This is a genomic window from Citrobacter sp. RHB35-C21, from assembly GCF_013816515.1.
In the GTDB taxonomy this organism is placed as follows: domain Bacteria; phylum Pseudomonadota; class Gammaproteobacteria; order Enterobacterales; family Enterobacteriaceae; genus Citrobacter; species Citrobacter braakii.
The window spans coordinates 4,399,682-4,420,752 of the sequence record NZ_CP057147.1; the positions used below are offsets into that span (position 1 = coordinate 4,399,682).

The 21,071-nt window shown below is 52.0% G+C and carries 23 protein-coding genes and 3 tRNA genes; 13 read left to right on the forward strand and 13 right to left on the reverse strand.

Annotation, left to right across the window (positions count from 1 at the left end; genetic code table 11):
* Window positions 1–149: 149 nt before the first annotated feature.
* Window positions 150–929, reverse strand: coding sequence for a deoxyribose-phosphate aldolase (gene deoC, locus HVZ39_RS21315; protein WP_016155634.1), 780 nt, complete (start codon window positions 927–929; stop codon window positions 150–152).
* A 261-nt stretch (window positions 930–1,190) separates the two neighbouring features.
* Between deoC and HVZ39_RS21320 the strand changes: the two genes are divergently transcribed.
* Window positions 1,191–2,741 carry a YjjI family glycine radical enzyme gene (locus tag HVZ39_RS21320; RefSeq protein WP_181632934.1) on the forward strand — a complete coding sequence of 517 codons (1,551 nt, stop codon included), beginning with the start codon at window positions 1,191–1,193 and terminating at the stop codon, window positions 2,739–2,741.
* Window positions 2,713–3,576, forward strand: coding sequence for a YjjW family glycine radical enzyme activase (locus tag HVZ39_RS21325; RefSeq protein WP_181632935.1), 864 nt, complete (start codon window positions 2,713–2,715; stop codon window positions 3,574–3,576). The genes HVZ39_RS21320 and HVZ39_RS21325 overlap by 29 nt, the downstream gene beginning before the upstream one ends.
* A 32-nt stretch (window positions 3,577–3,608) precedes the next feature.
* Here HVZ39_RS21325 and HVZ39_RS21330 read toward each other — a convergent pair whose 3' ends face one another.
* The 8 genes from HVZ39_RS21330 to holD all read right to left on the reverse strand — a co-directional run bounded on the left by HVZ39_RS21330 (window position 3,609) and on the right by holD (window position 10,118).
* Window positions 3,609–4,385 (reverse strand): metal-dependent hydrolase, encoded by a 777-nt coding sequence (locus tag HVZ39_RS21330; RefSeq protein WP_101700351.1) that lies wholly within the window; start codon window positions 4,383–4,385, stop codon window positions 3,609–3,611.
* The gene (locus HVZ39_RS21335; RefSeq protein ID WP_016151604.1) at window positions 4,382–5,455 is read right to left on the reverse strand and encodes a patatin family protein; all 1,074 of its coding nucleotides are present in this window, start codon (window positions 5,453–5,455) and stop codon (window positions 4,382–4,384) included. Before HVZ39_RS21335 ends, HVZ39_RS21330 begins: the two co-directional genes overlap by 4 nt.
* A 245-nt stretch (window positions 5,456–5,700) precedes the next feature.
* Window positions 5,701–5,862: a DUF1328 family protein gene (locus HVZ39_RS21340; RefSeq protein ID WP_003019081.1), complete on the reverse strand. Its 162-nt coding sequence runs from the start codon at window positions 5,860–5,862 to the stop codon at window positions 5,701–5,703.
* Window positions 5,863–5,989: 127 nt separating this feature from the next.
* Window positions 5,990–6,607, reverse strand: coding sequence for a molecular chaperone OsmY (gene osmY, locus HVZ39_RS21345; protein ID WP_016151602.1), 618 nt, complete (start codon window positions 6,605–6,607; stop codon window positions 5,990–5,992).
* Window positions 6,608–6,912: 305 nt separating this feature from the next.
* Window positions 6,913–8,502: a peptide chain release factor 3 gene (gene prfC, locus HVZ39_RS21350; protein ID WP_016151601.1), complete on the reverse strand. Its 1,590-nt coding sequence runs from the start codon at window positions 8,500–8,502 to the stop codon at window positions 6,913–6,915.
* Window positions 8,503–8,594: 92 nt separating this feature from the next.
* On the reverse strand, window positions 8,595–9,275 hold the full coding sequence (gene yjjG, locus HVZ39_RS21355) for a pyrimidine 5'-nucleotidase (RefSeq protein ID WP_016151600.1): 681 nt from the start codon (window positions 9,273–9,275) through the stop codon (window positions 8,595–8,597).
* Window positions 9,276–9,289: 14 nt separating this feature from the next.
* A complete protein-coding gene (rimI, locus tag HVZ39_RS21360; protein ID WP_005123887.1) occupies window positions 9,290–9,736 on the reverse strand; it encodes a ribosomal protein S18-alanine N-acetyltransferase in 447 nt (148 codons plus the stop codon).
* Complete coding sequence (gene holD / locus HVZ39_RS21365) at window positions 9,705–10,118, reverse strand: DNA polymerase III subunit psi (protein WP_003837254.1); 414 nt, start codon at window positions 10,116–10,118, stop codon at window positions 9,705–9,707. Before holD ends, rimI begins: the two co-directional genes overlap by 32 nt.
* A gap of 103 nt (window positions 10,119–10,221) precedes the next feature.
* Between holD and rsmC the strand changes: the two genes are divergently transcribed.
* The 4 genes from rsmC (at window position 10,222) to HVZ39_RS21385 (ending at window position 11,777) form a co-directional block, all read left to right on the forward strand.
* Window positions 10,222–11,250 (forward strand): 16S rRNA (guanine(1207)-N(2))-methyltransferase RsmC, encoded by a 1,029-nt coding sequence (gene rsmC / locus HVZ39_RS21370; RefSeq protein WP_016151599.1) that lies wholly within the window; start codon window positions 10,222–10,224, stop codon window positions 11,248–11,250.
* A 209-nt stretch (window positions 11,251–11,459) separates the two neighbouring features.
* A tRNA-Leu gene (locus tag HVZ39_RS21375) sits at window positions 11,460–11,546 on the forward strand.
* Between the two features lie 28 nt (window positions 11,547–11,574).
* Window positions 11,575–11,660 (forward strand) — tRNA-Leu (locus HVZ39_RS21380).
* Window positions 11,661–11,691: 31 nt separating this feature from the next.
* Window positions 11,692–11,777: transfer RNA gene (locus tag HVZ39_RS21385), tRNA-Leu, on the forward strand.
* Window positions 11,778–11,819: 42 nt separating this feature from the next.
* On the opposite strand, the gene HVZ39_RS21390 is transcribed toward HVZ39_RS21385, so the two are convergent.
* The gene (locus HVZ39_RS21390) at window positions 11,820–12,092 is read right to left on the reverse strand and encodes a DUF1435 domain-containing protein (RefSeq protein WP_181632936.1); all 273 of its coding nucleotides are present in this window, start codon (window positions 12,090–12,092) and stop codon (window positions 11,820–11,822) included.
* A 216-nt stretch (window positions 12,093–12,308) separates the two neighbouring features.
* On the opposite strand from HVZ39_RS21390, the gene HVZ39_RS21395 reads away from it, so the two are divergent.
* Window positions 12,309–13,385, forward strand: coding sequence for a GGDEF domain-containing protein (locus HVZ39_RS21395; protein ID WP_049282559.1), 1,077 nt, complete (start codon window positions 12,309–12,311; stop codon window positions 13,383–13,385).
* Between the two features lie 108 nt (window positions 13,386–13,493).
* Entirely contained in the window at window positions 13,494–14,282 is a 789-nt protein-coding gene (fhuF, locus tag HVZ39_RS21400) for a siderophore-iron reductase FhuF (protein ID WP_047500102.1), read from the forward strand.
* 29 nt (window positions 14,283–14,311) lie between these two features.
* Here the strand turns inward: fhuF and HVZ39_RS21405 are convergent, their stop codons facing one another.
* Window positions 14,312–15,655, reverse strand: a complete 1,344-nt coding sequence (locus HVZ39_RS21405) for a PTS sugar transporter subunit IIC (RefSeq protein ID WP_080859402.1) — start codon at window positions 15,653–15,655, stop codon at window positions 14,312–14,314.
* Window positions 15,656–16,020: 365 nt separating this feature from the next.
* Here HVZ39_RS21405 and HVZ39_RS21410 point away from each other — a divergent pair, with 365 nt between their 5' ends.
* Window positions 16,021–16,479, forward strand: a complete 459-nt coding sequence (locus HVZ39_RS21410) for a YbaK/EbsC family protein (RefSeq protein WP_101700350.1) — start codon at window positions 16,021–16,023, stop codon at window positions 16,477–16,479.
* Between the two features lie 57 nt (window positions 16,480–16,536).
* Here HVZ39_RS21410 and bglJ read toward each other — a convergent pair whose 3' ends face one another.
* Both bglJ and HVZ39_RS21420 read right to left on the reverse strand, forming a co-directional pair.
* On the reverse strand, window positions 16,537–17,214 hold the full coding sequence (bglJ, locus tag HVZ39_RS21415; RefSeq protein WP_029139757.1) for a DNA-binding transcriptional activator BglJ: 678 nt from the start codon (window positions 17,212–17,214) through the stop codon (window positions 16,537–16,539).
* Window positions 17,175–17,900, reverse strand: a complete 726-nt coding sequence (locus tag HVZ39_RS21420) for a response regulator transcription factor (RefSeq protein WP_181632937.1) — start codon at window positions 17,898–17,900, stop codon at window positions 17,175–17,177. The genes bglJ and HVZ39_RS21420 overlap by 40 nt, the downstream gene beginning before the upstream one ends.
* A gap of 458 nt (window positions 17,901–18,358) precedes the next feature.
* Between HVZ39_RS21420 and HVZ39_RS21425 the strand changes: the two genes are divergently transcribed.
* From HVZ39_RS21425 to dnaC, 4 genes are all read left to right on the forward strand, one after another.
* Window positions 18,359–19,135 carry a threonine/serine exporter ThrE family protein gene (locus HVZ39_RS21425; protein ID WP_016155624.1) on the forward strand — a complete coding sequence of 259 codons (777 nt, stop codon included), beginning with the start codon at window positions 18,359–18,361 and terminating at the stop codon, window positions 19,133–19,135.
* A complete protein-coding gene (locus HVZ39_RS21430) occupies window positions 19,126–19,599 on the forward strand; it encodes a threonine/serine exporter (protein ID WP_016151589.1) in 474 nt (157 codons plus the stop codon). The genes HVZ39_RS21425 and HVZ39_RS21430 overlap by 10 nt, the downstream gene beginning before the upstream one ends.
* Window positions 19,600–19,722: 123 nt before the next feature.
* Window positions 19,723–20,262, forward strand: a complete 540-nt coding sequence (dnaT, locus tag HVZ39_RS21435) for a primosomal protein DnaT (RefSeq protein ID WP_181632938.1) — start codon at window positions 19,723–19,725, stop codon at window positions 20,260–20,262.
* A 2-nt stretch (window positions 20,263–20,264) separates the two neighbouring features.
* Window positions 20,265–21,002 (forward strand): DNA replication protein DnaC, encoded by a 738-nt coding sequence (dnaC, locus tag HVZ39_RS21440; protein ID WP_016155623.1) that lies wholly within the window; start codon window positions 20,265–20,267, stop codon window positions 21,000–21,002.
* The last annotated feature ends 69 nt before the right edge of the window (window positions 21,003–21,071 follow it).

A 21,071-nucleotide genomic window follows, 5' to 3' on the forward strand; every position in this document is an offset into this window, starting at 1 on the left:
GCGGAAAACCCACTGCAATGAATGATTACTCTAAACAATTCGAGTCGCAGGAAGCGGCAAGGAAGCTCATCCCCAGGCGCTTACTACAGTAAGTGACTGGGGTGAGGGAGTGCAGCTAACGCACCTGCGGCTTGCAGTATGACGAGTAATTAGTAGCTGCTTGCGCTCTTACCATCGCCGTGACCCAGCGCTTTCAGCAGGCTCGCCAGCAGGCTGGATGCGCCAAAACGATAGTGACGGGAATCGGCCCAGTCAGCGCCAAACAGTTCGTCGGCAATCGCCAGGAACTGCTGTGCATCTTCTGCGGTACGCACGCCGCCTGCCGGTTTGAAACCTACAGTTTTAGAAACGCCCATGTCGCGGATCACTTCCATCATGATGCGTGCGCTTTCCGGCGTCGCATTTACCGGCACTTTACCGGTAGAGGTTTTGATGAAATCAGCACCCGCTTTGATGGAGATTTCAGACGCTTTACGGATAAGACTCTCTTCTTTCAGCTCACCGGTTTCGATGATCACTTTCAGCAGCACGTTTGCCGCCGCACACGCATCTTTACATGCTTTAACCAGATCAAAACCAACCTGCTCGTTACCGGCGATCAGGGCACGGTAAGGGAACACCACGTCAACTTCATCCGCGCCGTAGGCAATCGCCGCGCGGGTTTCAGCCAGCGCAATCTCGATGTCGTCGTTGCCGTGCGGGAAGTTGGTCACGGTTGCAATACGGATGTCCGGAGTGCCTTGCTCTTTCAGCGTCTTACGCGCGATAGGGATGAAACGCGGATAGATGCAAATAGCGGCAGTGTTGCCTACCGGAGTCTTCGCCTGATGACACAGCGCGATCACTTTTTCATTGGTGTCGTCGTCATTCAGAGTGGTCAGGTCCATCAGTTTCAGTGCACGCAGGCTGCTTGCTGTTAAATCGGTCATAACATTCTCCAACGGCATCGCCGTATAAAATTTCACCTTGCGAGTTTGTTAGTATTCTAACATCCGCTCGCTATTACACTTCGATATACATCACAGTTAATGAAAACCACATACAGATTTGCATTACTCTAATGAGATCTACTTCAAATAAATCACCTTTCAGGAAGGGATGCGGTGGCATCAGGCGCATCCGGATCAAAGGTTGTGGCGGCGTTGCTTTCTACAATGGCGTTACACCTTCGGGATAAAAAGGAATCAACGATGCCCACTTCAAGCGAACTCGCGCTGCAACAGCGTTGCCAACAAATCGTGACCAGTTCGGTGCTCAGCCCTGAGCAGAAACGCCACTTCCTGGCGCTGGAGGCTGAAAACGCGCTGCCTTACCCGCAACTACCTGCTGAGGCTCGCCAGGCGCTGGATGACGGGGTGATCTGCGATATGTATGAAGGTCATGCCCCGTTCAAACCGCGCTATGTTTTACCCGACTACGCGCGTTTTCTGGCCAACGGTTCCTCATGGCTGGAACTGGAAGGAGCCAGGGATCTTGATGACGCGTTATCCTTACTCACCATCCTGTATCACCACGTTCCGTCAGTCACCTCGATGCCGGTCTATCTCGGCCAGCTCGACGTTCTGTTGCAACCGTATGTTAGAATTCTAACACAAGATGAGATCGATATTCGAATAAAACGTTTCTGGCGTTATCTCGACAGAACCCTGCCAGACGCATTTATGCATGCCAATATCGGCCCCGCAGATACGCCTGTCACCCGTGCAATTTTACGCGCAGACGCAGAGTTAAAGCAGGTTTCGCCTAATCTAACGTTCATTTATGATCCGCAAATTACACCTGACGACCTGCTGCTCAACGTGGCGAAAAATATCTGCGAGTGCAGTAAGCCGCACATTTCCAACGGCCCCGAAAATGATAAAATTTTCACAAAAGGTCAGTATGGCGTCGTCAGCTGTTACAACTCGTTGCCGCTCGCCGGGGGTGGAAGCACGCTGGTCAGGCTCAATCTGAAAGCCATTGCAGAGCGCAGCACCTCTGTCGATGACTTCTTTACGCGCACCCTACCGCACTATTGCCAGCAGCAAATCGCCATCATTGATTCACGATGTGAATTCCTCTATGAAAAATCACATTTCTTTGAGAATAGCTTCCTGGTGCAGGAAGGGTTGATTGATCCCGAACGTTTTGTCCCTATGTTCGGCATGTATGGCCTGGCGGAGGCGGTGAATCTGCTGTGCGACAAGGCGGGGCAGAATGCTCGCTACGGAAAAGACGAGGTCGCCAATCAGCTCGGCTATCGCATCAGCGCCCAACTGGCGGAGTTTGTAGAAAGTAGCCCGGTGAAATTTGGCTGGAAGCAGCGCGCAATGCTGCACGCACAGTCAGGGATCAGTTCTGACATCGGCACCACGCCGGGCGCGCGTCTGCCCTACGGCGATGAGCCGGATCCGATCACTCACCTGCAAACCGTCGCACCGCATCATGCGTATTATCACGCTGGGATCAGCGACATTCTCACGCTGGATGAAACCATCAAGCGCAATCCTCAGGCGCTGGTGCAATTGTGCCTCGGGGCGTTTAAAGCTGGGATGCGTGAGTTTACTGCCAACGTGAGTGGTAACGATCTGGTCCGCGTCACCGGCTATATGGTACGCCTGTCGGATCTGGAAAAATATCGCGCCGAAGGTTCACGCACCAACACCACTTGGCTGGGCGAAGAAGCCGCGCGCAATACGCGCATTCTGGAACGACAACCTCGCGTGATTAGCCATGAACAGCAGATGCGCTTCAGTAAGTAAGATCATTCCTTTCTCCTGCGTCGACGGGCCGGGCAGTCGCCTGGCTCTGTTTCTGCAAGGATGTAACCTGCGCTGTAAAAATTGCCACAATCCGTGGACGATGGGACGCTGCAACGACTGCGGGGAATGTGTCCTGCATTGCCCGCATGAAGCGCTGAGCCTGAGTGCGGGGAAAGTGAGATGGCAATCCGACGTATGTCAGCAGTGCGATACCTGCCTGCACATGTGCCCACAGCAGGCCACGCCGATGGCGCAAACCCTGAGCGTTGATGAAGTGCTGCAGCATATTCGCAAGGCGGTGCTGTTTATTGAAGGAATTACGGTCAGCGGCGGCGAAGCGACCACCCAGTTGCCGTTTATCGTGGCGCTGTTTAACGCAATCAAAACCGATCCGCAGCTGCAACACCTGACCTGCATGGTAGACAGCAACGGCATGCTGAGCGAAACCGGCTGGCAAAAACTGCTGCCGGTATGCGACGGCGTAATGCTCGATTTAAAAGCCTGGGATAGCGCGTGTCATCGACAGTTGACTGGCCGCGATAACACGCTGATTAAACAAAGCATTACCTTTTTGTCCGGGCAGAGAAAACTTGCGGAACTGCGCCTGCTGGTTATTCCTGACCACGTGGATTATCTACAGCATATCGATGCACTGGCGGCGTTTATCAAACGTTCAGGTGATGTACCAGTGCGGCTAAATGCCTTTCATGCGCACGGGGTGTACGGCGAAGCGAAGGACTGGCCGAGCGCCACGCCTGAGGATGTGGAGCAACTGGCGCAAGGATTGCGCGAGCGCGGAGTGGATAATTTGATCTTCCCGGCGCTGTACCTGTGATTGCCGGATGCGACGCATCCGTCGTCCGGCAATTAAAAATCAAATAACGCCGTCGTATTGCGATACAGCGCATCAGCGATAACATCCGCAGGTTCCGAGCGCAGCTCGCAGAGGACATCAAAGACTCTGACCACCTGCTCCGGGCGATTCGGCTGTCCCTGAAAGCCGTTGAGCGGCATATCCGGCGCGTCAGTTTCCAGCAGCAGTGAGTCCAGCGGCAGTTGCGCCATTACCTCGCGGGTTTTACTAGCGCGCGGATAGGTAATGGTGCCGCCCACGCCAATTTTGTAGCCCAGTTGCACAAAACGTTCGGCCTGCTGCACGCTCCCGGAAAATCCATGCACCACGCCGGTTCGCGGTAAAGCATGGCGTTTCAGGTGCATCGCCAGCTTGTCATGAGTGCGCCGCGAATGCAGGATCACCGGCAGTTCGTAACGCTTCGCCAGCTTAAGCTGCGCTTCCAGCAGCCGCTCTTGCTTATCGAATTGCGGATCGTCCCGATAAAGATCCAGCCCAATCTCACCTACCGCCACCAGCTTTTGCGGACGCTTATCCAGCGCCTGCTGCAACTGCTCCAGGCAGTCATCGCTATGTTGCTCAATAACAATGGGGTGCAGCCCCAGGGCGGCAAACAATGGAGGGTAATTTTCCGCTAACGCCAGTACACGGGAAAAATTTGCCGCCTGGGTGGCCGGAACGATAATGCTTTGCACGCCGACGTCAGCCGCGCCCTGAATACTGGCAGATTCATCGCCCGTAAACGGCGGAAAATCAAAGTGACAATGCGTATCAATAAAACGATAACTCACGCCAAATCCTCATTATTAAACGTCGTGTCGTTAGCCTGAGGCGCATTGGTCACCACCGGCGCGTGAGCATCGTTAGCCACCGGCGCGGGAGGAACCACGACCGGTCCCGGCACCACAATCTTCGGCGTCTGACGAGGCAGCGGCGCATTTTTCGCCAGCAGCTTACCGACGGTTGCCAGGAAGTAACGACCACACAGGCGTCCGGTCTTGTAATCTTCCCGCAGCGCCGGAATACGGCTTCCTAATGCCATGCTATGGAGCGGTTTGGGCGGGTAGATCTCAAAGATACGCAGCTTGCCCGGCGGTTTCTCAATAAAACTCTGAATCGCGCGATAGCTGGCTTCATGGTGCTGGACCAGATTCAGCAGCGGTTGCAGGCTGCTTTCGCCCAGCCAGCGTTCCATACGCTTGAACCACTGCGGGGTGTAATACATTTGCGAAGGCACGGTGCGGATAACCACTAGCGTTTTTGCCCCCTGCTTCGCCGCTTCCTGCACGGGAATGGCGTCGCTGACTCCCCCATCGAGATAATTCACACCATCCAGCGCAACCCCTGCGCGGTAGAACCCGGGAATCGCGCTGGAGGCACGAATAAGATCGAGCCAGTTTTGCCGGTTCGGCGAAAAATAGCCAGGCGTGTAGTCATCGCCCCGACAGGCGCACATATAAAACGATTTACCTGCGGCAAACAGGCGCTCGGCGTTATCCATCGCCAGCGGCATCTGGGACGCGGTCGAATCCACTAGCCAATCGAGATCGATTAAATTTCCCCCGCGCACAAAGCGCACCGGGTCAAAAAATTCACGTCGGGTAGTGTAACGCATGATGACTTTACGACCGTAACCCGGCTGGTTACAAAGATAGGCTGAAAGGTTTTGCGCACCAGCGGAGGTCCCGTAGAAGAGATCAAAAGGATTGAACTGCGCGCGCATGAATTCATCCAGTACGCCAGCGGTGAAGATGCCTCTTTGTCCGCCGCCCTCACACACCAGCGCCATACTGCCTGGTTGAAACGGACGTAACGATAACGGCGCAATATTACCGAGCGTGACGGGTATTCTCTGCCCCACCTCTGCCTTCCTGTTGTTTTTGTAATAGAACAACAAAGTAACGCAAATTGCCTGATGCTAAAACCGTAAAAGCCAGTCCGGTGGACTGGCTTAGTAGCAAGTTATCTTTACGGTTAATCCCCAAAATAATTCAAGTCACAAGAAGGCGGCAAGGGCGTGAATCCCGACCAGCTTACTCTGGTAAGTGATACGGCCGAGCACACGTAGCCAACGCACCTTTAACTTGAAGAATAAAGGGGATGTCGCTAGGGCCGTTTACGACCTGTAAACAGGCTGACCAGAAACAGAATGATCCCCACCACAAAAACAATTTTCGCTGCGCCAGCAGCGGTACCCGCCAGTCCACCAAAACCCAGTGCAGCGGCAATTAACGCGATAACCAGAAATATGATGCCCCATCGAAACATGCGCTTCTCCTTTACCATAGTTAATGTCACCGCTTGATATGAGCACTCAGGCTGCCCATCGGCGATATTTTCAGTGTGGTGCACAACACGCCTCCCGACAAACGTCGGGAGGACGAATTAAGTCTAATTAGTGAGTTTTAAGATCGTTTTTGACGCTTTTCACGCCATCAATCGCTTTGGCGATGCTCTCAGCGCGATCGCTTTGAGCCTGTGATTCAACGGTTCCTGAAAGCTGTACCACGCCATCGGTGGTTTCAACTTTCACTTTGCGGGAAGGGACAATATCATCGGCCAGCAGCTTGGCTTTTACCTCACTGGTGATTGCCGTATCGCCCGCATAGCCTTTTACAGAAGTGTCTTTGCTATCACGTACGTGCAATTTGTCGCTAACGGAGGTCACACCCTCAACGCCTTTGGCGACTTTAACTGCCTCTTCGGCCTGTGCCTGGCTTTCAACAAACCCGCTTAGCGTCACCACCTTCTGGTCGGTTTTAACGGAAATGTCGGTGCTCTTAATGCTATCGTGATCCACCAGCGCGGCTTTTACTTTCGCAGTGATGGTGCTGTCATCCATGAAATTACCGACTTTGTTCATGGAGCTATCGACTTTCTGCCCCGCACTTTCGACGCCGGATTGCGTTTTATCCGTCGTGGAGTTTTCTGCATAAGCAGAACCCGTTGCAACAGCGGAGGTCAGCATCACGGCCAGCAGCGTTTTAGAAATCTTAAGTCCTGTCATTGTCATCGATGTATTCCTGTATGTTTGCTAAAAGCTGCGCTCTGCCGTAAACGGCTTGAGCCAGCAACTAATCTTGTAAGTGGAATAAATATCAGCAATAGAAGCTGCAACAGGCAGCCTAAAAAGCATTTAACGCCGACATTTATGTCATCACATTGTTAAATATAGTTCAGGATTTCGTGATCGCAGTCCAGATTGACTAAAAAACGTGCAAACAAAAGAAAAACGAGAGGTTTTAAGAACATTCCGCAAGGGATTTAAAAGACAGGAAAAGTTGTAGGGCACGGCGGATACCGTGCCCTGAAGGTCGATTAGTGTTCGCGCGTTTTGCGGAACTGAACGTCAGGGTAACGTTCCTGGGTGAGATTCAGGTTAACCATGGTCGGCGCGATATAGGTGAGGTTATCGCCGCCATCCAGCGCCAGCTGAATTTCGTTTTTACGCTTGAATTCTTCGAATTTCTTCACGTCAGAACACTCTACCCAGCGTGCTGTCGCTACGTTGACCGACTCATAAATCGCTTCAACGTTGTATTCGCTCTTCAGTCGTGAAACCACCACGTCGAACTGCAGCACACCAACAGCGCCCACGATCAGATCGTTATTAGCGATCGGACGGAAAACCTGCACTGCGCCCTCTTCGGACAGCTGAACCAGCCCTTTCAGCAGCTGTTTCTGCTTCAACGGATCCTTCAGACGAATACGACGGAACAGCTCCGGCGCGAAGTTCGGAATACCGGTGAACTTCATCATTTCGCCTTGGGTAAAGGTATCGCCAATCTGGATAGTGCCGTGGTTGTGCAGACCCAGAATATCGCCCGGATACGCTTCTTCCACGTGAGAACGGTCACCGGCCATAAAAGTCAGCGCATCGGAGATAACCACGTCTTTACCAATGCGCACCTGGCGCATTTTCATACCTTTCTCGTACTTGCCGGACACCACGCGCATAAACGCCACGCGGTCACGGTGTTTCGGGTCCATGTTGGCCTGAATTTTAAACACGAAGCCGGTGAACTTCTCTTCTGAGGCTTCAACGACACGGGTGTCAGTTTTACGCGGCATCGGCGCAGGCGCCCACTCCACTAAGCCATCCAGCATATGATCAACGCCGAAGTTACCGAGCGCGGTACCGAAGAATACCGGGGTGATTTCGCCCGCGAGGAACAGCTCATGGTCGAACTCGTTAGACGCGCCCTGCACCAGCTCCAGCTCGTCGCGCAGCTGCTGCGCCAGGTCTTCCCCCACGGCGGCATCGAGTTCCGGGTTGTTCAGACCTTTAACAATGCGCACTTCCTGAATGGTGTGGCCTTTACCCGTCTGGTACAGGTAAGTTTCGTCTTTATATAGGTGATAGACGCCTTTGAACAACTTACCGCAGCCAATTGGCCAGGTGATCGGCGCACAGCCGATTTTCAGTTCATTCTCGACTTCATCCAGCAGCTCCATCGGATCGCGGATGTCACGGTCGAGTTTGTTCATAAAGGTCAGGATCGGGGTATCACGCAGACGGGTAACTTCCATCAGCTTACGGGTCCGGTCTTCAACACCTTTTGCGGCGTCGATGACCATCAGGCAGCAGTCCACCGCCGTCAGAGTACGGTATGTATCTTCAGAGAAGTCTTCGTGCCCTGGGGTGTCCAGCAGGTTTACCAGGCAGTCATGATATGGAAACTGCATCACAGAGGTGGTAATGGAGATACCACGCTGTTTTTCCATTTCCATCCAGTCAGATTTCGCATGCTGGCTGGAGCCACGGCCTTTTACCGTACCGGCGGTCTGAATCGCCTGTCCGAATAACAGTACCTTTTCAGTAATTGTCGTTTTACCGGCATCCGGGTGAGAAATAATGGCAAAAGTGCGGCGTTTGGCCACCTCTTGCAAATAAGGAGACAACGTCATAGTCAAATCTTCTTAGGTAAGCACGGCAACAGGCCGTGCAAGTTGAATACGAAAAATTGCGGCTATTTTACCCATCAACGGGGGGGAGGCAATCAGTGTTTACACAGGAGCCGCTCCAGTTCACTTAATGACGCCACGGTCCAGGTCGGCTGAATGCCCGCTGGCTGCTCGCGGTGGTGCGTATTTAGCCAGCAGGTGGATAGCCCGGCGTTAATGCCGCCAAGAATATCGGACTCTGCGGTGTCGCCCACCATCAGTACGCGAGAGCGCTCAGGATTGCCCGCCTGCTCCAGCGCATGGTCAAAAATACGGGGGTCGGGTTTTGCCACGCCAACCTGCTCAGAAATCACCAGCAGGTCGAAATAGTCGCGCAGCCCCGTCCGCTCAAGGCGGATTTGCTGCAACGCCGTAAAGCCGTTAGTAATAATACCGATTTTTGTTTTATCACGAATCGCATTGAGCAGAGAAACCGCCCCTGGCAACGGCGAGCAGATCTCCGCCATCGCATTGATAAAGGCGTCATTAAGCTGGCCTGGTTCAACCTTCAGGCGTTCAGCCCAGCTCTGAAAACGAGCGTGCTGGAGTTGTAATGAGGTTATCGCACCGTTTTGATAATCCACCCACAGCGGTTTATTTACGGCCTGGTAGTCCTGAAAATCTTCAGCGGTAAAGGTAATGCTATAGTCGAGAAACATCCGCTGTAAGCCGGTAAACGAGTCAAACGTAAACAGCGTTTCGTCGGCATCAAAGAAAATCCAGTCCCACTTCTTCATCATTACACCTTGTCTTACATGCTGATTGGCAATGCCATTATAATGGCGTCTTCATGACCATCGGCCGTCGGATAGTAATTGCGCCGGATCGTCGCCTCGTTAAAGCCCAGGCTTTCGTACAGCGCGATAGCGGCAGCATTTGAGGCGCGCACTTCAAGCCACAGTGTCAAAATGCCACGCTTTTCCAGCTCATCGATCAGGTATTCCAGTAGCTCACGCCCCAGGCCCCGGCGCTGAAAGTCAGGATCGACGGCAATATTGAACAGCGTAGCTTCATCCAGCACGACCTGTGTAATCGCAAAGGCGGCCATTACGTCGTCAACCCTCAACTGAAAATTGAGGTAGCGATCGCCCTGGTTGCTGGCAAATGTTTTTTCACTCCACGGAAAAGCGTGGGCGCGTTTTTCAATCTGAAATGCTGCAGGTAAATCAGTCGGTTCGAGGGAAGAAATCGTGTTCATATGCGCAGATTTGTTGCCATAACGCGGCGCGGGCCGCGGGGTTTTCCCGTAATTCATTAAACGCAGGACTCTCGACCTGAGCGCCCTCCAGCAGCAGCGGCTCTTCGGTTCCCAGCCGCCAGCTATTACAGCGACTGCCCTGCGGCAGCATGGCGACGCGGTCAGGCGTCAGTTGTAAAACCTGATCCGGGCTGACGGTTAATGCGCGTAAAATATCGCTCATCAACGGTTCAGTTAGTGCGGGTAATTGTGCAGCAACCATCACCAAACGGACGTGCGCAGGAATTGAAATCGCGATCTCGCCCTGCAGTGCGCCGGGACGACGCAATGACCACTGCGTAATGCCCAGTTGCTGTAACTGCCAGTCTCGTCGGGATGTCATAGCGAAACACTCCTGTCTATCAGGGGCGCAAATATAGCAAATTTGTCGAATCCGTGCCATCAAACAACTATAATCCCCCGCTGTACAATTTAAGGAGCACTCCATGTCTGCTTTTACCCCGGCAAGTGAAGTCTTGCTGCGCCACAGTGATGATTTCGAACAAAGCCGTATTCTGTTTGCCGGTGATTTGCAGGATGACCTGCCTGCCCATTTTGAATGCGCCGCCAGCCGTGCGCACACTCAGCAGCTTCACCACTGGCAGGTGCTTAACCGCCAGATGGGCGACAACGTTCGCTTTAGCCTCGTCGCGCAGGCCGATGACGTTGCCGATAGCGATACGCTGATCTACTACTGGCCGAAGAATAAGCCGGAAGCCCAGTTCCAGTTGATGAACATTCTGTCGCTGTTACCGGTGGGCACCGATATTTTTGTTGTTGGTGAGAACCGCAGCGGCGTTCGTAGCGCAGAGCAGATGCTGGCCGAATACGCGCCGCTGAACAAAGTCGACAGCGCGCGTCGCTGTGGCCTGTACCATGGTCGTCTGGAAAAACAGCCTGTCTTTGATGCAGAAAAATACTGGGATGAATACCAGACCGAAAATTTGACCATCAAAACGCTGCCGGGCGTATTCAGCCGTGACGGCCTGGATGTTGGCAGCCAACTGCTGCTCTCCACGCTGACGCCGCACACCAAAGGCAAAGTTCTGGATGTCGGCTGCGGTGCAGGTGTACTCTCCGTCGCCTTAGCCAGCCACTCGCCAAAAGTGCGCTTAACCCTGTGCGATGTTAGTGCCGCCGCCGTTGAAGCCAGCCGCGCAACGCTTGCTGCCAACGGTATTGAAGGAGACGTAATCGCCAGTAACGTCTTTTCTGACGTGACGGGTCGCTTTGATATGATCATCTCCAACCCACCTTTCCACGATGGGATGCAGACCAGCCTCGATGCCGCGCAAACGCTGATTCGCGGTGCAGTGCGCCACCTCAACAGCGGCGGTGAACTGCGTATCGTGGCGAACGCCTTCCTGCCTTATCCGAAGGTACTGGATGAAGTGTTTGGCTTCCACGAAGTTATCGCGCAGACCGGTCGCTTCAAGGTCTATCGCACCATCATGACGCGTCAGGCGAAGAAGTAGAACGGCCATCCCATGCCGGATAAGGTGCCTGCACCGCCATCCGGCAGGGTTTGCTAAATGCGGGGTGGCACTTCGTTTACACGGCCTGCGTTTAGCGCCCATTTTTACATCAATTAAGCGCGTCCTGGGCAATTAACTATTGACGAAAAGTTGAAAACCACTAGAATGCGCCTCCGTGGTAACGATACTTTTTTGAGTGTCGATGGTATGCGAAGGTGGCGGAATTGGTAGACGCGCTAGCTTCAGGTGTTAGTGTCCTTTCGGACGTGGGGGTTCAAGTCCCCCCCCTCGCACCATAATCCACGTTGATATTGCTCGCACTGGGCGAAGGTGGCGGAATTGGTAGACGCGCTAGCTTCAGGTGTTAGTGTCCTTAGGATGTGGGGGTTCGAGTCCCCCCCCTCGCACCAACGAGGCGATATCAAAAAATAAGATGACTGTGCGAAGGTGGCGGAATTGGTAGACGCGCTAGCTTCAGGTGTTAGTGTCCTTAGGATGTGGGGGTTCGAGTCCCCCCCCTCGCACCAATTATCTTATTTCCCTCTCGATTTTCTTCCCTGTTTTGTTCATCACTGATTCCCGTTCATCATCACCAGAACAATGCCGCCGATCAGCGCCGCACATGAAGGCAACAGGACAAAATGCCGCAAACGCTTGTGGTACAGCATGAGTGAAGTCAACAGTAATCCTAATACAATCATCGCCTTCCATACGTAGACCGACAGGTCGCTAAATGCCATCCCGGCAATCAGTATTCCCGGCAGCAGAACCCCCCATCCACTGCCCAGCGTACGTTGCAACATGGTACCACCTATGACATTGATAATGATAACCAATATCATATGATAAATTTTCTCATTTGTCAGCTGGGAGGCACTATCAATTATATGAGTTTTACTTAACGATTGATGACATGAATAATTTAAGGTGATAAATTGCTCGCCGGTTAGCTTTTCAACTAAAAACAATAAAAACCTCTGCGAATGATACCCCGTTCGTTATTTGTTTTATTTACCAACACACCTTCGTACATTGCAGATAACTAACAATATTTACCTATGACAGTACAATCCTGGCGAGCTCTGCGCACCAAAAAATACCAACTCTCTTTACGATTGTTTCTGCTACTCAACGCAGTCTCCGCGCTGTTTACGCTTTTTTTTCCCCTGTTTGCCGTCAAAGCGTTGTCAGTACCGGCATTGCTGATTCTCGTGATGAGTACATTGTTGCTGGCATGGCATAGGAAATATGTGGATAAAAGAATTAATCTTCCTTTTATTTCAATCGTTTTTGGTTTGCTATGGGCATTACATATTTTCCTGAAATATAACGCACTGGGTCATAATGATTATTATTTTCTATTAATCGCGCTTCTCAGCGTGCTGTTTATTGGATCTATCGCTTTTGCCAATAATATCATCGCGTTTACGCTTCACTCATTGCCTTCCGTCGCCGTCTGTTTATGGCTGAATGGCAGCGAGCATGGTTTGCGAATTTTCTATTTTATGGCGCTGCCCATGGCCGGGATCGCCATCCAGCATGTGATACAAAAACGCTACGATGGCTTCGCCCAGCAGCTAATGTACAAACTGCTGGAAGAACGGGAGACCCTGAACGGGCTCAGCATGCTCGACCCGCTAACCGGTTTGTACAATCGTCGGGGGCTGCAACACCGACTCGATACGCTGTTAGCCTTGAGCAACGCGAAGCACTACGTCTTGCTGCTGGATATCGACCACTTCAAAGCCTATAACGATCACTACGGTCATATGATGGGAGATCAGGCGCTGATCCGCGTCTCTGCCGCGATTCGTGACTCCGTGCGCTCCCGGGACGTGGTGGCGCGCTTTGGTGGGGAAGAGTTTATGGTTTTGCTGACCGCGGTCGATCCCCAGCAGGCCCAGGCTGCCGCCGAACGTATTCGCCAGAAGGTGTACGACCTTAAAATTCCTCACATGTTTAACGAGAGCGTGGCAACCAACGTAACCGTGAGTATCGGTATTGCGCCTCTGGTCGAGCAGGATATTGATGCCGCTGTTGCCCGAGCGGATAAAGCCCTTTATGAGGCCAAGAGCCTTGGGCGCAACAGTACGCTGGTCAGCGATGACCTGCGGGTAAACTGCCCTTCTGCCTGAGCTATCTGTGCGGTGTGGCCCGGGATGGCGACAAAGATCTTGCCATCGCTCAATGTCAATTATAGGATTAGAAATCATTATCATTAAGATTAACATCCTTATATCGACATGGCTTATCGTTCCGCACCGATCGTTGAAGATGTCATCTGGCGTAGCCCTCTGCCTGCAAAGATACCCTCGCTGGCTGCTGCCGTACGCGCAACGATAGCCAACACCCGTGAGCACCTGCTGGACTTCATTCGTCTTGACGAAACGCCCGTGCCAGGTGCGATGACGCTACATGAATGGACGCAATCAACGACGCTAAGTTCATTGCTGGCTGTCTATTCAGACCATATTTATCGCAATCAGCCCACGCTGCCACGCGAAAATAAGCCGCTGATATCTCTCTGGGCGCAGTGGTATATCGGCCTGATGATGCCTCCGCTCATGGTGGCCCTGCTGACGCAAAAAGAGGCCATCGATGTCTCTCCTGAACACATGCACGTAGAATTCCACGAAACAGGCCGTGCTGCCTGCTTCTGGATCGACGTGCATCAGGATCACCAGGTCACGGCCCAGTCTCCTCAGCAACGCATGGAAACGCTGATTCTCTCGGCGCTGACGCCGGTTGTGCAGGCGCTGGAAGCGACAGGCGAGATCAATGCGAAGCTTATCTGGAGCAACACCGGATATTTAATTCACTGGTATTTAACGGAAATGAAGCCGTTATTAGGTGAAGAACTGCTGACCACACTGCGCCAGACCTGTTTTTTTGAGAAGCAACTCTCCTGCGGTCAGGATAATCCCCTGTGGCGTACCGTTGTTCCGCGCGAGGGACTGTTAGTGCGCAGAACCTGCTGCCAGCGCTATCGCCTGCCCGATGTCCAGCAATGCGGTGACTGCACGCTGAAGTAAGCGAGGAGCCGTAGCCCCTCGCCCGTCAGTTATGCAACCTGCTGATTTTCTTCTTCTATACGCTGTGCTTCTTCTTTTTCCTGCGCTAATAGCTGCTTTTCGTAAACCTTAAAGAATGGGAAGTAGATGACGGCAGACACCAGTGCCAGCAGGACAACCAGAATGGCCGCACGATAATCCCAGCCTAACGCCCATGCCGCGCCAACCGGTGCCGGGGCCGTCCAGGGAACCACTGAAATCACCCGCCCAATTAAATCCAGCTTCATCGCCGCCCAGGCCAGCACTGCGTTCACCATCGGGGCCAGCAGGAAGGGAATAAAGAACACTGGGTTCATGACAATCGGCGTACCGAAAATCACCGGTTCGTTAATATTAAAAATGCTCGGGACAATGCTCAAACGCCCGATCGATCGTAGATGGGCCGAACGGCTACGCAGATAGCAAATCACCAGCCCCATCGTCGCGCCGGAACCTCCAACCACAATAAAGAACGTCCAGAACGCTTCCATAAAGATATGCGGTAAAGGCGCGCCCTGCGCCAGCGCCGACTGGTTCATCCCGAGATTGGTGAGCCAGAACATTTGCAGCATTCCCGACACAATTGCCGCGCCATGTATACCCGCAAACCACAGCAGATGGCCGATCAGCACCGCCAGCAGTATCGCTGGCAGAGAATCCGCTGCAGACACCAGTGGTTTAAAGATGGCCATGATGGCCTGCGGGATCAGCATGTCAAACTGCGACTGAATCACCAGACTCAGCGGGTACAGCGTCAGCACCACCACCAGCACAGGGATCAGCAGATCGAAGGAGTTTTTGATCATCGGCGGCACCTGATCGGGTAAACGAATGCCGATGTTGTGCGCCTTCAGGAAGCGCATCATTTCAACGCAGTAAATAGCCACCAGGATGGCAGTGAAAATCCCCGTACCGCCAAGGCTATCAACCGGCATAGTGCCTTTGGTTTTCGGTGCAGCAATCAGCAAAAAAGCCATGATCGATAGCATCGCGCACATGAAGGGATCTAGCTGATGCGACTTCACATAGTGCTTGCCCAGGTTATAAGCGATAGCCGCACATATGTAGACTGACATGATCCCCATCGTCATATCAAACGGTGTGAGGATTTGACCTTCAAACTGTTTCGCCATATCCAGCCACGCACGTGCAAACCCCCAGGTGGTATCCGGAGAAAAAGGCGGATAGGCGAAAACCAGCAGAAACGAGCCTACGATCATAAAGGGCATCGCCGAAATAAACCCATCACGGATAGCCATCACATGACGTTGTGAAGAGATGCGCCCGGCAACAGGGCTGACGTAATTTTCAACGAAGCGGAAAATCACATTAAACACAGCATTATTAGTAGACATAGCCGTTCTCCCGTTGTGCAAAACCCTGCAACCGTGCTGGTGTCAACACCACCACGTAAAGCCCATTACTACTTTTCGCAACCGTGCCGGGAGGAACGCCAGCGCTACTGCATTTTGAGTTCAGTTTCATAGATGGCTCTTATTATGTAATACAGAGGAAGTGACAACTTCAGTATTAATCGCCATTTGAGCATTCTGCAACCGGTTACTGTAACCGGTTTCTTTGATTGTGAAGACGATCGAAAAACTGCCAATGTTGCCATGTTGTTACATTAAAATATTTACAGCGAGCTTGCCCCTATGACAAATTACGCCATGCGGTTTTCTGCTGGATGGAGCTGCCTGTAGGCGATTTGGAGAGAAGAATGAGTTTGCAATCAGTACGCCAATTTTTAGCGCAATATGCACCAGATATTGAGATTATCGAATTAGATCAGAGCACAGCTACCGTCGATCTGGCAGCGAAAGCCCATAACGTCGAACCTGGCCAGATCGCGAAAACGCTTTCGCTGAAGGTCAAGAACGACATTATTCTGGTCGTCGCCAAAGGTGATGCCCGACTGGATAACAAAAAGCTAAAGAGCACTTTCGGTGCCAAAGCCCGGATGTTGAGTAGCGATGAAGTGGTTAACGCGACGGGCCATCCCGTTGGCGGTGTTTGCCCTTTCGGACTGGAAACGCCGATTTCGGTATACTGCGACGTTTCGTTGAAGCATTACGCTGAAGTGCTTCCCGCCGCAGGCGCCATCCACAGCGCCGTTCGTATCACGCCAGAAAGGATGGCTGAGCTGACTTCCGCCACCTGGGTTGATGTGTGTCAGTGATGATTCACGTTCCGTGCCGATAACGAAACCCGGCACGAAACGATCTAACATTACTCGCTAAGAAGCCGCCTGTAGAAAAGGTGCAGGTTCACCTGCACGCAGGTACAGCAGGATATCTGCAGCATCCAGCAGTCCGGCATCTGAGCTCACGCCCAGCTTGGACATCACATTAAATTTATGTGCCCGAATGGTTTTAATATTCCGCTCTAACTGAGCGGCGATCTGCGGCATTGAATAGCCATTCGACATAAAGCGCAGTATTTCTCGTTCTGTTGGACTGAGCATACGGCTTTGATTGATATACCAATGGTTTTTAGAACCTTCGGTTCCCCGGTTGGGGCCGTTCAATACCGTAAATAACGCGTCCTGCAGTACCGTTAATGAAGAAGATTTGCTCACAACGCCATCTAACGGCAACGGCGACAAAGAGCCGATTAATCGCGCTTCAGCGTCATCATCAGCAATCACCACCCGGCGAATACGCGGAAAATTTACAGCCAGTTCCGTCAGATAAGCTAACCCGGCCCTGCGATCGGTTCTGATTGCAGAGAGGGAGAAAATAACCGCCGAAAACGACGTTTTTAACATAACCTGACTAAATGCAGGCTGGCTCGAAAAGATATGAAGTTCGTATTGATTATCCGGCATGGTATTAAACAGGCTCTTAATACCGACGCTACTCATCGCGCACTTCTCTACCAGCGCAACGTTTCTTTTGATGCTTCGGCTTTCCATTCCGTGGTTTCTCCATAAACTGAAGGTAAATTCAATTCTCGCGATCCTTGAGAACTGTTTATCCAGGCGTACATTTCTGCATTGCTATGTATCGACAAGCGGCGCATAGCACTGTTCTTTTGGGCGCTGATTGTTTTATTGCTTTTCTTCAGCAATGTCGCAATCTGATTAATTCCCCAACCTTTTCCCAGGAGTCTCAGCACTTTCCTCTCCGAGAGGGTAAGTACAATTGAGCGGGCGCTATGGTCTGCTAATTCTGGCATCACGGGCGGAGAAAGCAGCGACTGGCTAATTCTCTCGGCACGGCTATTTCCTGCGTGAATAACATTCACCAAACTTTCAATCGTCTCGGCATCAGATAACAGCGAACTGACAGGGCACATCAGCAATTCAATGGCCAGCGGATAAAAAACACGAGAAACGAGAAATACCCAGTGAATATCGCGGTATTGAGATAATAAAGAATAATACTGTTCGCAGACTGAACGTGGATGATTACAGTCTCCGGATAAATCAGCAATCACCAAATCGGCACAACGCAGCTGCAGCAACGTCAATTCTTCGACGGAGCGGCAGTAGGTAAGTTCATAATCAGCGAACTGCCCCTGCATTACACCTTTAAGTCCGGTTTGTACGATCGGTAATTTACTAATAATAATTGCGTTTTTGCAGCGTCCTGGCAACATATCTCCTCCACACTCACCAGTCCGTATTCGCACTTATTAAAAATCCCCTGATAAATTAAAAGTATTAATTAACAGGAAACCCTAAACAATAGACGAGGTGAATTGTTTATCCTTGGCTTTTATTTATAAAAAAAGTTATACCGCTACAATCCCAGTAGCATCAAACTATTGAACCATCATGCCAATAATTACTCATGAATACACTCTTTGTACAATTAAAAGAACTACAATAGATCGTTAGCGTTGCTTACGTATTTTCCATCCTGATAAATAACACTACATTTTCATAAGCGCTGTCTTTATTGATAAGCAAGTGAGGTGTGCAAACGCATCAGACGTACGATCTGCATCTTTTTTCGACGCAAAGATTGATCTTAGCCAGAGCCAACAGGATCATGCTTCATGATAAAAAGAAGACATCCGCCACGCAAAGAGATCCTTTTCAGTCAGAGCGAGTCATGCAAACAGAGCAGTCGTCACAGCGAACGGTTACACGGTTATGTATTCAATGCGGCCTTTTTTTACTTCAGCATGGGGCAGAAAGTGCGCTGGTTGACGAGCTATCCACCCGCCTCGGGCTGGCGCTTGGCATGGATAGCGTAGAAAGCGCTATCTCCTCTAACGCCATCGTCCTGACCACCATTAAAGACGGGCAGTGCCTGACTTCAACGCGAAAAAATCAGGATCGCGGAATTAACATGCACGTCGTGACGGAGGTGCAGCACATCGTTATTCTGGCGGAACACAAACTGCTGGATGTTAAAGGCGTTGAGAAACGCTTTAGCCAGATTAAACCGCTACGCTATCCAAGATGGTTGGTCGCCTTTATGGTCGGCTTGTCCTGCGCCTGCTTTTGTAAACTCAATAATGGCGGATGGGATGGCGCGGTGATCACCTTTTTCGCCAGTATGGTGGCAATGTATATTCGCCAGATTCTGGCGTCCCGGCATTTGCACCCGCAAATCAACTTCTGCATTACTGCGTTTGTGGCAACCTCGATTTCTGGTCTGCTGCTGACGTTGCCGACGTTTAACCACACTCCAACCATCGCCATGGCCGCCAGCGTGCTGCTGTTGGTTCCGGGTTTTCCGTTGATCAACTCCGTCGCGGATATGTTTAAGGGACACATTAATACTGGGCTCGCTCGCTGGGCTATTGCCAGTCTGCTGACGCTGGCGACCTGCATTGGCGTAGTCATGTCGATGACCTTATGGGGGCTGCGTGGATGGGCGTGATCGATTTCATTTTGGCGCTAATGCAGGACATGATCCTGTCGGCGATTCCGGCGCTTGGCTTTGCCATGGTATTTAACGTACCACATCGGGCGCTCCCCTGGTGCGCGTTACTCGGCGCTCTCGGCCATGGTTCACGAATGGTGATGATGAGCGCAGGGTTTAATATCGAATGGTCAACCTTTATGGCGTCGCTACTGGTGGGCTGCATTGGGATCCAGTGGTCACGCTGGTATCTGGCGCATCCGAAAGTCTTCACCGTTGCGGCAGTTATCCCCATGTTCCCTGGGATCTCTGCCTATACCGCCATGATCTCGGCGGTAAAAATCGGCCATTTTGGTTACAGCGAAGCGCTGATGATCACGCTGTTGACCAATTTCCTGAAAGCCTCATCGATTGTCGGAGCGCTCTCCATCGGGCTATCCGTACCGGGATTATGGCTGTATCGCAAACGCCCGCGCGTTTAGCGGCACGCTTTGTTAGCTCCTCGCAGAGAGGGGAATCGCCCCCTCATCTGCTGCTCTCCTTCTTCTCTGTGTTACTATAAAAGCAGCCCCCTTCTCGGTTGTTGTTCAGTATTGAGAAACATTATGCCCAGCAAAATTTTGACGCCGGACGTCACGAGCATTGACGCCTTACTACACGATCACCATACGGTGCTGGCCAGGTCTGCGGGCGGCGCCGTAGCCGTATTCGCCAATAACGCGCCAGCATTTTACGCGGTGACGCCTGCACGACTGGCCGAGTTGTTGGCGCTTGAAGAGAAGATGTCACGCCCGGGAAGCGATGTGACGCTGGATGCACAATTTTATGAAGAGCCGCAAACCGCTCCTGTTGTCGTGCCAATGGGGAAATTTGCGATGTACGCTGACTGGCAGCCCGATGCCGACTTTCAGCGCCAGGCCGCCCTGTGGGGCGTGGCGTTAAGAGAACCGGTCACCGCCGAGGAACTGGCCTCATTTGTCACCTACTGGCAGGCCGAAGGCAAAGTCTTTCACCATATTCAGTGGCAGCAAAAACTGGCACGCAGCATCCAGATTGGCCGGGCCAGCAATGGCGGAATGCCGAAGCGCGATGTGAACAGTGTCAGCGAGCCTGACAACCATATTCCACCGGGTTTTAGAGGATAACGATGAAAAACGTTGGCGACCTGATGAAACGTCTGCAAAAAATGATGCCGGCTAATGTCGAGCCAGCCTTTAAAACGGGCGAGGAGCTGCTGGCATGGCAAAAAGAGCAAGGTGAAATTCGCGCCGCAGCGCTGGCCCGTGAAAACCGAGCCATGAAAATGCAGCGCACATTCAACCGTTCCGGTATTCGTCCACTGCATCAGAACTGTTCGTTCGATAACTATCGGGTGGAATGCGAAGGTCAGATGAACGCCCTGAGCAAAGCTCGCCAGTACGTTGAAGAGTTTGACGGCAACATCGCCAGCTTTATTTTCTCTGGCAAGCCCGGCACCGGCAAAAACCATCTGGCCGCTGCTATCTGCAACGAACTGCTGCTGCGCGGCAAGTCGGTGCTGATTATCACCGTTGCGGACATTATGTCAGCCATGAAAGATACCTTCAGCAACCGTGAAACCAGCGAAGAACAGCTACTCAACGATCTCAGCAATGTCGATTTGCTGGTGATCGACGAAATCGGCGTGCAGACCGAATCCCGCTATGAAAAGGTGATCATCAACCAGATCGTCGATCGCCGCTCGTCTTCAAAACGCCCGACCGGTATGTTGACCAACAGCAATATGGATGAAATGAACAAACTGCTGGGCGAGCGGGTAATGGACCGTATGCGCCTTGGCAACAGCCTGTGGGTGATTTTTAACTGGGAAAGCTACCGTAGTCGGGTAACCGGTAAAGAGTATTAACGTATTAGGACCACTCCTAAGACTGCCGGCGCTATACTGCGCTGAAAAGGCATAACACGAGTTGCATAT

Coding starts and splice junctions, on each gene's coding strand:
- bglJ (WP_029139757.1), bottom strand. CDS start 17,214: ATGGAAAGCCGAAGCATCAAAAGAAACGTTGCGCTGGTAGAGAAGTGC.
- HVZ39_RS21425 (WP_016155624.1), top strand. CDS start 18,359: ATGCAAACAGAGCAGTCGTCACAGCGAACGGTTACACGGTTATGTATT.
- HVZ39_RS21420 (WP_181632937.1), bottom strand. CDS start 17,900: ATGTTGCCAGGACGCTGCAAAAACGCAATTATTATTAGTAAATTACCG.
- HVZ39_RS21410 (WP_101700350.1), top strand. CDS start 16,021: ATGAGTTTGCAATCAGTACGCCAATTTTTAGCGCAATATGCACCAGAT.
- rimI (WP_005123887.1), bottom strand. CDS start 9,736: ATGAACACGATTTCTTCCCTCGAACCGACTGATTTACCTGCAGCATTT.
- fhuF (WP_047500102.1), top strand. CDS start 13,494: ATGGCTTATCGTTCCGCACCGATCGTTGAAGATGTCATCTGGCGTAGC.
- rsmC (WP_016151599.1), top strand. CDS start 10,222: ATGTCTGCTTTTACCCCGGCAAGTGAAGTCTTGCTGCGCCACAGTGAT.
- HVZ39_RS21340 (WP_003019081.1), bottom strand. CDS start 5,862: ATGTTTCGATGGGGCATCATATTTCTGGTTATCGCGTTAATTGCCGCT.
- HVZ39_RS21395 (WP_049282559.1), top strand. CDS start 12,309: ATGACAGTACAATCCTGGCGAGCTCTGCGCACCAAAAAATACCAACTC.
- HVZ39_RS21325 (WP_181632935.1), top strand. CDS start 2,713: ATGAACAGCAGATGCGCTTCAGTAAGTAAGATCATTCCTTTCTCCTGC.
- HVZ39_RS21430 (WP_016151589.1), top strand. CDS start 19,126: ATGGGCGTGATCGATTTCATTTTGGCGCTAATGCAGGACATGATCCTG.
- dnaT (WP_181632938.1), top strand. CDS start 19,723: ATGCCCAGCAAAATTTTGACGCCGGACGTCACGAGCATTGACGCCTTA.
- yjjG (WP_016151600.1), bottom strand. CDS start 9,275: ATGAAGAAGTGGGACTGGATTTTCTTTGATGCCGACGAAACGCTGTTT.
- dnaC (WP_016155623.1), top strand. CDS start 20,265: ATGAAAAACGTTGGCGACCTGATGAAACGTCTGCAAAAAATGATGCCG.
- HVZ39_RS21320 (WP_181632934.1), top strand. CDS start 1,191: ATGCCCACTTCAAGCGAACTCGCGCTGCAACAGCGTTGCCAACAAATC.
- HVZ39_RS21405 (WP_080859402.1), bottom strand. CDS start 15,655: ATGTCTACTAATAATGCTGTGTTTAATGTGATTTTCCGCTTCGTTGAA.
- deoC (WP_016155634.1), bottom strand. CDS start 929: ATGACCGATTTAACAGCAAGCAGCCTGCGTGCACTGAAACTGATGGAC.
- holD (WP_003837254.1), bottom strand. CDS start 10,118: ATGACATCCCGACGAGACTGGCAGTTACAGCAACTGGGCATTACGCAG.
- prfC (WP_016151601.1), bottom strand. CDS start 8,502: ATGACGTTGTCTCCTTATTTGCAAGAGGTGGCCAAACGCCGCACTTTT.
- osmY (WP_016151602.1), bottom strand. CDS start 6,607: ATGACAATGACAGGACTTAAGATTTCTAAAACGCTGCTGGCCGTGATG.
- HVZ39_RS21390 (WP_181632936.1), bottom strand. CDS start 12,092: ATGATATTGGTTATCATTATCAATGTCATAGGTGGTACCATGTTGCAA.